Source organism: Streptomyces eurythermus, from assembly GCF_014649115.1.
GTDB lineage: Bacteria > Actinomycetota > Actinomycetes > Streptomycetales > Streptomycetaceae > Streptomyces > Streptomyces eurythermus.
Genome location: NZ_BMSK01000023.1, coordinates 122,156 through 133,845, shown reverse-complemented (window position 1 = coordinate 133,845; position 11,690 = coordinate 122,156). Strand labels below are relative to the sequence as shown.

The 11,690-nt window shown below is 69.1% G+C and carries 11 protein-coding genes; 3 read left to right on the top strand and 8 right to left on the bottom strand.

The features are described from left to right. Window positions 1-6: 6 nt before the first annotated feature. The gene (locus IE251_RS34295; protein WP_189756842.1) at window positions 7-252 is read right to left on the bottom strand and encodes a DUF397 domain-containing protein; all 246 of its coding nucleotides are present in this window, start codon (window positions 250-252) and stop codon (window positions 7-9) included. Then, a complete protein-coding gene (locus IE251_RS34290; RefSeq protein ID WP_189756841.1) occupies window positions 249-1,034 on the bottom strand; it encodes a helix-turn-helix domain-containing protein in 786 nt (261 codons plus the stop codon). Before IE251_RS34290 ends, IE251_RS34295 begins: the two co-directional genes overlap by 4 nt. 146 nt (window positions 1,035-1,180) lie before the next feature. Here IE251_RS34290 and IE251_RS34285 point away from each other — a divergent pair, with 146 nt between their 5' ends. Next, window positions 1,181-1,594, top strand: coding sequence for an ATP-binding protein (locus tag IE251_RS34285; protein ID WP_189756840.1), 414 nt, complete (start codon window positions 1,181-1,183; stop codon window positions 1,592-1,594). Window positions 1,595-1,607: 13 nt separating this feature from the next. On the opposite strand, the gene IE251_RS34280 is transcribed toward IE251_RS34285, so the two are convergent. Next, window positions 1,608-1,997 carry a VOC family protein gene (locus IE251_RS34280; protein WP_189756839.1) on the bottom strand — a complete coding sequence of 130 codons (390 nt, stop codon included), beginning with the start codon at window positions 1,995-1,997 and terminating at the stop codon, window positions 1,608-1,610. 73 nt (window positions 1,998-2,070) lie between these two features. Here IE251_RS34280 and IE251_RS34275 point away from each other — a divergent pair, with 73 nt between their 5' ends. Then, window positions 2,071-3,033, top strand: a complete 963-nt coding sequence (locus IE251_RS34275; protein WP_189756838.1) for a helix-turn-helix transcriptional regulator — start codon at window positions 2,071-2,073, stop codon at window positions 3,031-3,033. A gap of 4 nt (window positions 3,034-3,037) precedes the next feature. On the opposite strand, the gene IE251_RS34270 is transcribed toward IE251_RS34275, so the two are convergent. From IE251_RS34270 to argS, 5 genes are all read right to left on the bottom strand, one after another. Next, window positions 3,038-3,628 (bottom strand): SUKH-4 family immunity protein, encoded by a 591-nt coding sequence (locus IE251_RS34270; protein ID WP_229897050.1) that lies wholly within the window; start codon window positions 3,626-3,628, stop codon window positions 3,038-3,040. Next, on the bottom strand, window positions 3,625-5,340 hold the full coding sequence (locus tag IE251_RS41945; protein ID WP_189756837.1) for a WXG100-like domain-containing protein: 1,716 nt from the start codon (window positions 5,338-5,340) through the stop codon (window positions 3,625-3,627). Before IE251_RS41945 ends, IE251_RS34270 begins: the two co-directional genes overlap by 4 nt. Window positions 5,341-5,433: 93 nt before the next feature. Continuing rightward, on the bottom strand, window positions 5,434-7,104 hold the full coding sequence (locus IE251_RS34260; protein ID WP_189756836.1) for a P-loop NTPase family protein: 1,671 nt from the start codon (window positions 7,102-7,104) through the stop codon (window positions 5,434-5,436). After that, window positions 7,101-7,976, bottom strand: a complete 876-nt coding sequence (locus IE251_RS34255; protein ID WP_189756835.1) for an SUKH-4 family immunity protein — start codon at window positions 7,974-7,976, stop codon at window positions 7,101-7,103. Before IE251_RS34255 ends, IE251_RS34260 begins: the two co-directional genes overlap by 4 nt. Before the next feature lie 73 nt (window positions 7,977-8,049). Then, window positions 8,050-9,813 carry an arginine--tRNA ligase gene (argS, locus tag IE251_RS34250; protein WP_189756834.1) on the bottom strand — a complete coding sequence of 588 codons (1,764 nt, stop codon included), beginning with the start codon at window positions 9,811-9,813 and terminating at the stop codon, window positions 8,050-8,052. 126 nt (window positions 9,814-9,939) lie between these two features. Here argS and lysS point away from each other — a divergent pair, with 126 nt between their 5' ends. Next, window positions 9,940-11,679, top strand: coding sequence for a lysine--tRNA ligase (lysS, locus tag IE251_RS34245; RefSeq protein ID WP_189756833.1), 1,740 nt, complete (start codon window positions 9,940-9,942; stop codon window positions 11,677-11,679). Window positions 11,680-11,690: the final 11 nt, after the last annotated feature.

Sequence of the window (11,690 nt, the reverse complement as noted above, 5' to 3'; positions counted from 1 at the left end):
GGTCGGTCACTTGAGGGAAGAGGTGAAGGTGTCCCATGTGGCGGGGCTGATGCGCAGGGTGCGGTGCTGGGAGGGGGTTTCCTTGGAGTCCCGGATGTGCACGGCGCCGGGAGACACAGCCATTTCAAGGCACTCGCCACCGTTGCTTCCGCTGTAGCTGGACCTGTGCCAGGCGACGGCGGCTTCAAGGCAAGCGCCACCTTCGCTGCCGCTGTAGGTCGACTTGAACCACTGAAGGGCTTCGGCGCTCATGGCTCTCCTAGCAGGCTGTCGAGCAGGTCCATCGAACGATGAGTGGTCAGGGCCTGTGTCCGCAGCATCGCATACTTGCGCGCCAGGCGGGAAACCTCCTCCGGGTCAGAAACCCATTGACTGCCGCGCTGCGATTCGGTGTAGGCGAGGTGCTGATGGTCCGGAGTTTCGAACAGTGCGAACGGGCCGTCCAAGCCAGCATGTTCGGGACTGTCCAGCGGCAGCACTTGGAGTGAGACGCAGGGGAGTGCGGCTGCCTCGCGAAGGAAGTGCAGCTGCTCCCTGTGAACCTCGTAGGTGCCGACATTGACCAGGAGCGCCGGTTCCCACACCACAAAGCTCAATGTCGGCGGGTTCTTGCGGTGCAGGATCTCCTGACGGTCGAGTCGGAGTCGTAGGGCCTTCTCCAGCTCCTCGTCCTCGTACGCCGGGACTCGGTTCCGCAGGACGGCGCGAGCGTACGCTTCACTCTGGAGCAGACCCGGGATGACGGCGTTGTCGTACCAGGACAGCGAGATGGCCACCTTCTCCTGATCCATGTACTCCTCCGCCCACAACGGAAACTGATCCACCTCCGGCAGGTTGGCCACCCCCGCCGCCAGCATCCCCTTGGTCTCCAGGAACTCGTCGAACAGCTCGGCCATGTCCAGCTTCAACACCCGTCGGCCCTGCTCGATGCTGGCCACCGTCTCCTCGTGGATGTTGAGCGCCGCCGCCAGGCCAGGCTGACTCAGCCCCTTCGCACGTCGCGCCGCGGCCAGTTGACGGCCCAGCATCTTCATGGCCGACTGGTTCTTCCTCCGTGTAGGCGTCATGCCTGCTGAACTCCCCACGCCGGCCGATGGACCACCCCGCAGCAACCCGTACAAAAACCTTGTACGGGATCACGCACTGAACCAGCGTAGTTACGCTGCGCCACATTCGCCCCGTGAACGAGCACATTGAACTCCCCTGCCACCGCGACCAGTTCTACGTCCGCAGCCGCCGCTCGATCCCCGCGGCCAGGCAGCTCACCGAGGGGTCGCTGAAGTACTGGGGGCTGGAGTCCTGGGATCGATCCCACGACCTGTCGCTCTGCGTGAGCGAGTTGGCCACGAATGCCCTGCTGCACGGCGTGCCGAGGGGCCGGGGCTTCCTGCTCCGCCTGCGGTACGACGGCGAGCTGGTCCGCGCGGAGGTGCACGACAGCGGCCCCGGCACCCCTCGCGTCCCGGACGAGCCGGGCGGTCCGGAGAGCGAGGGAGGCAGGGGCCTGCTGCTGGTGGCGGCGCTGAGCGACAAGTGGGGCGTCGGGGAGCGCACGCCGGGAAAGATCGTGTGGTGCGAGTTCGCCGTGCCGTGAGAAGGGCGCGGCGTCAGGCCAGGGTCGTGATGCAGAACGGGTGCCCGGCGGGGTCGAGAAGGACCCGCCATCGTTCCGGCTGAGGCTGGTGGTCCGGCTTGACCGCGCCCCGGGCGAGGAGGTGCGCCTCGGCGGTGTCCAGGTCGTCGACGCCCACTTCGATGTGGGCCTGCTTCCCCTGGGCGGGGTCGGGCCAGGTGGGGCGGCGGTAGTCGGGGACGCGGGTGAAGCCGAGGCCGGCCGTGCCGTTGTCGCCGCCGAGGAAGACGAAGTCGTCGGTGGAGTAGGTGACGGCGAGGCCGAACATGTCGCCGTAGAAGCGGGCGAGTTCGGCGGGGTCGGCGCAGTCGAAGGTGACGGCGACGTAGCGGAAGGCGGGTGCGGAAGGGGTTTCCGTGCTCATGGGGAGGACGGTAGGACGTGACCCGGACAGCTTCGGTCCTGGTTGGGGCGAACGGTATGGAAAACTTCCGCCCGTGCTGAGCGCGTCCGCCCGTCTGCTGCGTCTGTTGTCGTTGCTCGCCGCCCGGCCCTCGTGGACGTGTGGCGAACTGGCCGAGCGGATGGGGGTCACGGACCGCACGGTGCGGCGGGATGTCGCGAAGCTGCGGGAGCTGGGGTACAGCGTCGATTCCGAGGCCGGGCCGTGGGGTGGTTACCGGTTGCGGGCCGGCTCGCGGGTGCCGCCGCTGATCCTGGACGACGAGGAGGCGCTGGCCGTGGCGGTCGGGCTGCGGGAGGCGGCGTTCGGCGGGGTGCTCGGCGGGGACCAGGCCGCACTGTCGGCGCTGCTGAAGCTGCGGCAGGTGCTGCCGGCGGGGATCGCGGAGCGGCTGGGGGAGTGGGACGAGGCGCTCGTACGGCTGCCGTGGCCGGAGGAGGGGCGGTTGCGCCCGGGGATGCTGCTGGAGCTGGCGGCGGCGTGCCGGCGCGGGGAGCGGGTGCGGCTGTCGTACTGCGACGGGAAGGGCAGGGGCACGGTCCGGGACGTGGACCCGTACCGGCTCGTGCACACCGGCAGGCGCTGGTACTTCGTGGCGCGGGATGTGGTCCGGGGGTGGCGGACGTTCCGGGCGGACCGGGTGGAGCACGTGAACCCAACCGGGCAGCAGGTCGAGATCACCGATCCGCCGGACGCGGCGCAGCTGGTGTCCCACAACACGGCGAACGGCCCGTACCCCCTGTCGGCGAGGATCCGCCTCCCCCTCCCCCTGAGGGAGGCCCAACGCCTGATCCCCCCGACCATCGGCACCCACCACCCCGACGGCCCGGAAGCGACGGTGGTCGACATAGGCGGCCCGGACCCGGACGGCCTGGCCCGCTACCTCCTCGGCCTGGCCACGCCCCTCCAGGTCCTGTCCCCCGACCCGGTCCGCGAGGCCCTGATCCACCGGACCCGCGAACTCCTGAGAAGCGTTGACCGGAACACTCGGTCTTGAGTGCCTAGGTGAAGACTCCGCCTTCAAGGTTGTCGAAGAGTTCCACCCATTCGCTGTGTTCGTGAGCGAAAGGAAGGGGATCGATCCGGCGGAGCCCGTCCAGCAACGCGCCGACTTCACGCTTTCGGCGGGCGTACTCCTCGTCCTCGTCCTCGTGCTCGCCCCGGCTGTAGGACGAGATGTATCCGAGGAAGGACACCATGGTCTTCACCAATGAGGAGACGTCACCATGGATGGGGATCGCCTCTCGGACGGCGTCGGTGTACTGGTACACGATCCCGGTGTCCGGATCCACCACGACCGCGTTGACCGGCAGATTCCCGATCTTCACGACCCTCTCCACCCCATCGGGGAAGGTCCAGCCGTTCTCCCTCTCCTCCGCGCAGTCCCAGACGAACCTCGCGTCGAACTCGACGGGCAGACCGAACGACAACTCGAAGTCTTCGGCGCTCGGGATGCCGGTGTGCACAAGGAAGTCGAGAGTCTCGCCGGTGAATCCGTACTGCGCCGCAGCGGGTTCGGGCAGGCGATAGACCTCGTCCTCTCCGACCGCTTCGGCCAGCATTTCGTGATCGATATCGAAGAGCATACTCATCTCCGCCTGCTTTTCCTGACGGCTTCCATGGCCGCACCGTCTGATTCGGTCATCATTCCCGCACTCAGTCCATGCTTGTTGTGCCAGTCTTCCAGGTTTTTCCGGTAAGCTCGATGCTCGCCGTCGATGCTGTACGAGCTCGGGCGTTTTCCGTCGACTGGTGACTGATCATAACTGTGCGAGTGGGTGACCTTCTGGTCGGCGCCGAAGTATCTGGCGAGCCACTGGTCACACCAGGAGCTGGACTCCTGGCAAGGTTCTCGCTCGGTGTACAGATCCCGGATTCCTTGTGGGTTGCCATCTCTGAGGACTGGATACCCGATGGTTCGTTCGGAGTGGACATTCTTGCTGTGGCCAACGAGAATGAACGAATTCCCTTGGGAGTCAACGTAATGCACGGCGGCGTAGTTGCCGCCGCCGTAGTCCTTCTTTGAGTAGCGCGCCAACTGCGTGGCGTACGCCAGCTCACTGATCTCCCCCCGGCCCAGTCGGTGGGAGGTGACCTTCGGGTTGTCGGACGAAGGAGACAGTGGGAAGGGATTCTTGTCCGGGTCCGTCCTTCGGTACCGCCAGACTTTGCCGTCGTCGGTCACCAAGTCCGGAAGGTCCTTCTCGTCGCCCTTGATCCGGGTCGGCTTTCTACCGTCGGCGTGCAGTCGTTCGACGGTTCCGTCCGCATTGAGGAGTAGCATCGGGGTATCCCCGTCCCCCTGTCGGCCTGTGCTGATCCGCCGGGCCTGCTCCCCCACTTGGATGTCGTTGTCCTTGTGTAGGCGGGATACCGCCTTCGTGCGGTTCGGGAGGGATTCGGTGAGGTGTTTGCCCAGTTTGCCGAGAGCCTTTTCGCAGCCGTCCAGGGCACCGTGGAGGACGGATTCGAAGACCTTGGTGAAGGGGTCGCGGCCCTTCGTGCGGTTGAAGGAGTTCTTGGCCCGGCCGAGTGGATCGGCGCTGACCAGATGCAGTGATTTACCGTGCGCGGACAGTTGGCCGGCGCCGTACTCGAACTCGTCGTGGTCGATGAAGAGGTCCGTGCCTGTTCCGCCGCCGGCCGAGGCGAGTTCCAGGCCGCTGCCACCGCCCGCCGAGGCCAGTTGCATGCCGCCGTGGCCGCCGGTGCCGGGGGCCGGCGGGAGGGAGAACGCGTGCTCGGCCAGGTCCAGGACCGCGTCCTCGACCATCGCCTCCAGTTTGGCGTTGACCGGCCCGGTGACGCGGGCTATCAGCTCGTCCACGATCTGGTCGGCAGCCTCGTCGATGATGCGTTTCACCAGTTGCCGCATCGCCGTGATCTCCGCGGCGCCCAGCACGGCCGACAGTCCGCCGGTGAAGAAGGCCAGGCCGATGGAGAGACCCACCGAGCCTGCCATGGCGGCGAGTTCGACCTCCGCCTTCCGCTTCATCCCGAAGATGATGTCCGCGACCACGTCACAGGCGGCCGCGAACAGGCGGGCCAGTTCGGGAAGTTTGTCCAGGTGGCCGGCCTTGACCTGGGACCAGTGCTTCTCCATCGCGTCGACGGCCCAGCCCTGGGAGGAAGCAAGGAGGCGCTCCACCGACTTGTGCGCGTTCGCCCCATGTCCCTCGAACTTGTCGGCGAAGTCCCGCATGGCGTCGGCCATCTCGCGGTAGTCGTCCTCGTCGACGTTCGGGAAGTTGATGCCGATGACGTCCAGAACCTCGTCGAGCCAGCCGGGCAGCGTGTAGCCCATCCCCCGTAACGCCCCCTCATTCGCCTGATGATCGTATGAGTAAGACGAGCGTAACCAGGGGTGGTTGGTGAGCTGCAAGGGCGCTCTCGGCCTCTATGGCGTGACTGTGACAGGACGCAGACACATCAGCGTCTCGTCCGTGCCGACCAGCAGATCACCTGATTCCGTGAGGGCGAGCGCGTGGACGGCGAGGCCGGGACGGTAGGCGCGGACCGTCCCGTTGTCCAGGCATTGGTGCTCCACCAGCCCGTCCGCCCAGCCGATGGCGAGCACCGGACCGGTGTCGGTGACCGCTGCGGCCAGCGCTGTCACCGGGCACGCACGCGCCCGGACGGGCACGGCGAGCGGCTCGGCGCCGGGACCCCAGGCGCGTACCGTCCCGTCCGCACCGCCGCTGTAGACCAATGGGATGCCGGGCCCGTTCACCCCGGAGGCCGCGAGGTCCAGAGCCGCCAGCGCGGTGACCGCGCCCTCGTGCAGACGGACCGTTTCCGCGCCCCAGGGACCGAAGGCGTGTACGTGGCCCGTGCCGTCCGCCACGGTCAGCGCGTCACCGCAGGCAGCCAGGGCCCGGGAGCGGTTTCCGAGCCCGGCCCGGACCGTTTCCACCAGCTGTTCCAGTGGTGTGGGACCGTCCTCCAGCAGCGCCGACAGGCCCATGGCCCGAGGTGCGGCCGGAGCGTGCCGGACATGCAGCCCGCCCTGGGAGTCCAAGACAAGCGAGTCTCCCTCGGCGGTCACGGCGAGCGCGGCCACCTGACCCACCGGCTCCGGCAGTCGGCCGGCCGACGCGGCGTCCGCCTCTCGGATCAGCCGGACGGTGCCCTGGTGGTCCGAGACCAGGACCGTGCCGGCCAGGTGCCCGTGACCGGACGACAACGCGCGGGCCGGCCCGGGCCACGGCGGCCGGATGTCCCCGCGCACCCTGCGCCAGACCACCCGCCAGGCGGCGCCGTCGGCCAGGACGGCCAGCCTGTCCGGCAGTCGGGGGTCGGCGTCGTCGCCCAGCGCCGCCAGCAGGACCACGGCCCGCTCGGCCGGACTCTGCTCACGGGTCAGGGACGCCCCGGCCCGTAGCCAGGCCGTGCGCAGCCCGCCGTGGTCGTCCCCGGAGTGCTCGTAGCGGACGGAGACCTGCCAGGGGTCCGCAGCGCAGACCGCGGCCGGGTCGTTCAAGTCGACCGCTTCGGGCTCCGGTTGCGGCATCGGTTCGACGGGGTTCCGTCCGGTGGCCCACTTCGCGTGCCGGTCCGGATCCGTCCACTGAGCCTCATCGAGGTTCATCACCGCCGAGGGAGACTTCGTCAGGGTTTCGGCCTCCGCACTGCCGCTGCGTACCTCCACCAGCACCCGCAGATGTGGCAACTCCGCCAATCGGACCGCTAGTTCGGTGATCACAGCGGGTGTCTGCGCCGCGTGCAGCTCCGGCAGGACGAGCACCGTCCGGCGTTCGTCGGCGGACAGGGCGGTCAGCAGTTCACCCGGGGTGCGGGCGGCCACCGACAACTGCTGGGCCAGCGTCCACGCGGTGGTCTGTGCCGTCTGACCGGCGAGCGGCACGAAGCCGTGCACCCGGCGTTCCGGCCGCTCCCCGTCCCGCGTCCCGTGATCGATCAGCCACGCCAGCAGGCTCGACTTACCGCAGCCCGCGCTTCCGGTGACGACACACAGACGCGGTGCCCTGGCGTCGGCCAGCCAGGCCAACAGCGCGGCGGCGGCCGGCTCCCGGCCAGCCCCCGGACGGGACCAAGCCGGTCCGGTCATCGCTCAGCCGCCCGCTGCGCGGTGTACGTGATCAGCTCCTTCAGCCCCTCCTCCCGCGACTCGGCGGTGGCGCCGTAGTCGAAGCTGTGCGTGAACTCCGCGTGCGGGAAGAGGGATTGCAGCCATACGGCACAGTAGTGGCCGGGCATCATGCACGGCTCCAGCTCGCAGTACACCCGGCGCACCTGCTCCGGAGCCACCCCCTCGGTCCGCAGCCGCTGCCAGACCAGTTCCTCCGGGTGCGCTCGCCCAGGGCCTGTGGCGTCGGTGACGATCTGCTCGGAGCCCGCCGCGTCGACGTACTCGAAGGCGGAGGAGAACGGGAAGTTCAGGGTGTGCCGTACGTCGTCCAGCACCCTCGGCCACCAGCTCTCGCGTTCCTCGAAGGCGGCGGCGTCGATGGTGCGGAGTTCGGCGTTCAGCTCCCGGAACGCGGCGGCGGCCACCGGCAGGCTCGTCGAGGCGGCGATCACCGGCAGCCGCCGGTCCAGCACGGCCAGCGAAGCGTTGAACGCCGTGACGTCGGAGCTGACGAACATGTCGTCCTCGTCGAGCCCAAGGAACACGGCCTGCACCGCACCGTCCGGGCGTACACACAGGTGGGCCAGCGGGTCGGTGCCGATCCGGACCCAGCTCTCCCGGCCCGTGGGTGCCGGCACTCCCCGGTGCCCGGCCAGCATGCCCAGGGTCGGCGCGTCGGTGCCCGCCGCCGCGGTGAAGTACGGCGCCACGTGCACGGGGACCCCGGTACCGGTCAGTGCCTCGCGGGCCTGGTCGGGCAGGCGTATGCCGTAGGAGCCGGGCACCGTGAACCGGCGCATGCCGTTCTCGCCGAAGTGGGCCGCGGACGGATCGGGGGCGCGTTCGGGCATCTGGCTTCCTCGAGGTCTGTGGAGACGGAACCCGGCGGACCGGATGGTCTCCACAGACCTTAAGGGGTGGGCGTCAGAGCTTCTCGGGGGTGCGGATGCCCATCAGGGTCATGCCCTGGTGGAGGGTGCGGGCCGTGAGGTCGGAGAGGAAGAGGCGGTTCTCCACCTGCTCCGGCGTCTCGGCGCGCAGCACCGGGCACTTGTCGTAGAACGTCGTGAACAGCGAGGCCAGCTGGTACAGGTACGCCGCCAGCTTGTGCGGGGCGTACTCCGCGGCCGCCTCGCGGACCGTCTCCGCGAAGGAGTCCAGGTGCAGGCCGAGGGCGCGCTCCGCGTCCGCCAGGGGCAGCTCGGGGTGGGGCGCCGGGCGGACCTCGCCGGCCTTGCGGAGGATGGACTGGATACGGGCGTAGGCGTACTGGAGGTAGACGGACGTGTCGCCGTTCAGCGAGACCATCTGGTCCAGGTCGAACTTGTAGTCCCGGTTCGCCGACGTCGACAGGTCCGCGTACTTCACCGCGCCGATGCCCACCTGGGCGCCCCGCTCGGCGATCTCCTCCTCGGACAGGTCCTGCGCCTTCTCCCGGACCACGGCCGACGCCCGGTCGATCGCCTCGTCCAGCAGGTCGACCAGGCGGACCGTCTCGCCCTCACGGGTCTTGAACGGCTTGCCGTCCTTGCCGAGGACCGTGCCGAAGGCGAGCTGGACCGCCGTGACGTCGTCGCCCAGCCAGCCGGCCCGGCGCGCGGTCTCGAAGACCATCCTGAAGTGCAGGGCCTGCCGGGCGTCCACCACGTACAGCAGGGTGTTGGCCTTGAGGTTGAAGACGCGGTCGCGGATCGCGGACAGGTCGGTCGCCGCGTAGCCGTAGCCGCCGTCCGACTTCTGCACGATCAGCGGGACCGGCTTGCCGTCCGGGCCCTTGATGTCGTCGAAGAACACGCAGAGCGCGCCCTCGGAGCGGACCGCGACGCCCGACTCCTCCAGCAGGCGGCAGGTCTCCGCGAGCATGTCGTTGTAGCCGGACTCGCCGACGATGTCCGCGTCCCGGATCTCCATGTCCAGCTTCTCGAAGACGGAGAAGAAGTAGATCTTCGACTCGTCCACGAACTTCTGCCACATGGCGAGCGTGTGCGGGTCGCCGGCCTGGAGGTCCACCACCCGGCGGCGGGCGCGCGTCTTGAACTCCTCGTCGGAGTCGAACAGCTTGCGCGCGGCCTTGTAGAGGCGGTCGAGGTTCGACATCGCCTCCTCGCCCGTGACCTGGCCGGCCTTGTGGTCCAGCTCGTGCGGGTGCTCGTCCAGGTACTGGATGAGCATGCCGAACTGGGTGCCCCAGTCGCCGATGTGGTGGCGGCGGACCACGTTCTCGCCGGTGAACTCCAGCAGCTGGACGACCGAGTCGCCGATCACCGCCGAGCGCAGGTGGCCGACGTGCATCTCCTTCGCCACGTTCGGCTGGGCGTAGTCGATCACCGTCGTGCCGGGGTCGGCGGCGGTGGGCACGCCGAGGCGGCCCGTGTCGTCCGCGTACCGCGCGGCCAGGTTCCCGGTGATCGCCTTGTCCGCGACCGTGATGTTGAGGAAGCCGGGGCCGGACACCTCGACGTCCTGGATCACGTCACCCGTCACCACCCGGCCGACGACCTCGGTCGCCAGCTCCCGGGGGTTCGCCTTCGCCTTCTTGGCCAGGGCCAGGATGCCGTTGGCCTGGAAGTCGGCCCGGTCGCTTCGTCGCAGCAGCGGGTCCGCGCCGGCGGCCTCGGGCAGGGTGGCCGCGAGGGCGGACGCGAGGTGCTGCTGGACGTTGTCGCTGAGGGACGTGACCGAGGCCATGGGTGTGGGTGCCGTTCTCCTCGTGGATGGATAGACCCACCCAGTATCCCATGGGGGGTAAAGCCGTTTTCCCGGTCGACGGGCGGTCTGTGAGAATGGAGGCTCACCCCGTTCAGAAAGAAGGACGTGCCGATCGTGGCTCAGAGCACCGAGACCACCGACTGGGTCTCCCGTTTCGCGGATGAGGTCATCGAGGAGTCGGAGCGTCGGGCCCCGGGCAAACCGGTCGTCGTCGCGTCCGGACTCTCCCCCTCGGGTCCGATCCACCTCGGCAACCTCCGCGAGGTCATGACCCCGCACCTGGTCGCCGACGAGATCCGCCGCCGTGGCCGCGAGGTCCGGCACCTGATCTCCTGGGACGACTACGACCGCTACCGCAAGGTGCCGGCCGGTGTCCCCGGTGTGGACGAGAGCTGGGCCGAGCACATCGGCAAGCCGCTGACCTCGGTCCCGGCGCCGGAGGGCTCGCCGTACCCGAACTGGGCCGAGCACTTCAAGGCCGCCATGGTCGAGGCGCTGGGCCAGCTCGGCGTGGAGTTCGACGGGATCAGCCAGACCGCGCAGTACACCTCCGGTGTCTACCGCGAGCAGATCCTGCACGCCATGAAGCACCGGCACGACATCGACGCGATCCTCGCCCAGTACCGGACGAAGAAGGCGCCGAAGAAGCAGCAGCAGAAGGCGGTGGACGAGGCCGAGCTGGAGGCCGAGGAGGGCTCCGGCGCCGCGTCCGAGGACGACGGCAGCTCCGGCTCCGCCGGGTACTTCCCGTACAAGCCGTACTGCGGCGGCTGCGGCAAGGACCTGACGACGGTCACCTCCTACGACGACGACACCACCGAGCTGTCGTACACCTGCACCGCCTGCGGCTTCGCCGAGACCGTCCGGCTCAGCGAGTTCGACCGCGGCAAGCTGGTGTGGAAGGTCGACTGGCCGATGCGCTGGGCGTACGAGGGCGTGATCTTCGAGCCCAGCGGTGTGGACCACTCCTCGCCCGGCTCCAGCTTCCAGGTCGGCGGTCAGATCGTGCCGATCTTCGGCGGCGAGCAGCCGATCGGGCCGATGTACGCGTTCGTGGGCATCTCCGGCATGGCGAAGATGTCGTCCTCGCGCGGTGGCGTGCCCACCCCGTCGGACGCGCTGAAGATCATGGAGCCGCAGCTGCTGCGCTGGCTGTACGCCCGCCGCAAGCCGAACCAGTCCTTCAAGATCGCCTTCGACCAGGAGATCCAGCGGCTCTACGACGAGTGGGACAAGCTGGCCGCGAAGGTCGCCGACGGCTCCGCGCTGCCGGCCGACGTCGCCGCCTACACCCGCGCCGTCGGCACCGCCGCCGGTGAGCTGCCGAAGACGCCCCGCCCGCTGCCGTACCGCACGCTGGCGTCCGTCGCCGACATCACCGCCGGTCACGCGGACCAGGCGCTGCGGATCCTGTCCGAGCTGGACCCGGAGCAGCCGCTGGCCTCGCTGGACGAGGCGCGCCCGCGCTACGACCGGGCCGAGGCGTGGATCAACACGTACGTGCCCGCCGACCAGCGGACCATCGTGCGCGAGGAGCCCGACGCCGAGCTGCTGAAGTCCCTGGACGAGGCGTCCCGGCAGTCCGTGCGGCTGCTGCTGGACGGGCTCGCCGACCACTGGTCGCTCGACGGGCTGACCCACCTCGTGTACGGCGTGCCGAAGGTGCAGGCCGGGTTCTCCGCCGACGCCACGCCGAAGGAGCTGCCGCCGGAGATCAAGACGGCCCAGCGGTCGTTCTTCGCCCTGCTGTACCACCTGCTCGTCGGCCGCGACACCGGCCCCCGCCTGCCCACCCTGCTCCTGGCCGTGGGCCAGGACCGGGTACGGACGCTGCTCGGGGAGTAAGCCGTACGGAG

Excerpts from the sequence above, each read along its gene's own strand:
- IE251_RS34290 (WP_189756841.1), bottom strand. The coding sequence starts at position 1,034 with ATGAAGATGCTGGGCCGTCAACTGGCCGCGGCGCGACGTGCGAAGGGG.
- IE251_RS41945 (WP_189756837.1), bottom strand. The coding sequence starts at position 5,340 with ATGGGCTACACGCTGCCCGGCTGGCTCGACGAGGTTCTGGACGTCATC.
- IE251_RS34280 (WP_189756839.1), bottom strand. The coding sequence starts at position 1,997 with ATGAGCACGGAAACCCCTTCCGCACCCGCCTTCCGCTACGTCGCCGTC.
- argS (WP_189756834.1), bottom strand. The coding sequence starts at position 9,813 with ATGGCCTCGGTCACGTCCCTCAGCGACAACGTCCAGCAGCACCTCGCG.
- IE251_RS34255 (WP_189756835.1), bottom strand. The coding sequence starts at position 7,976 with ATGCCCGAACGCGCCCCCGATCCGTCCGCGGCCCACTTCGGCGAGAAC.
- IE251_RS34260 (WP_189756836.1), bottom strand. The coding sequence starts at position 7,104 with ATGACCGGACCGGCTTGGTCCCGTCCGGGGGCTGGCCGGGAGCCGGCC.
- IE251_RS34295 (WP_189756842.1), bottom strand. The coding sequence starts at position 252 with ATGAGCGCCGAAGCCCTTCAGTGGTTCAAGTCGACCTACAGCGGCAGC.
- IE251_RS34270 (WP_229897050.1), bottom strand. The coding sequence starts at position 3,628 with ATGAGTATGCTCTTCGATATCGATCACGAAATGCTGGCCGAAGCGGTC.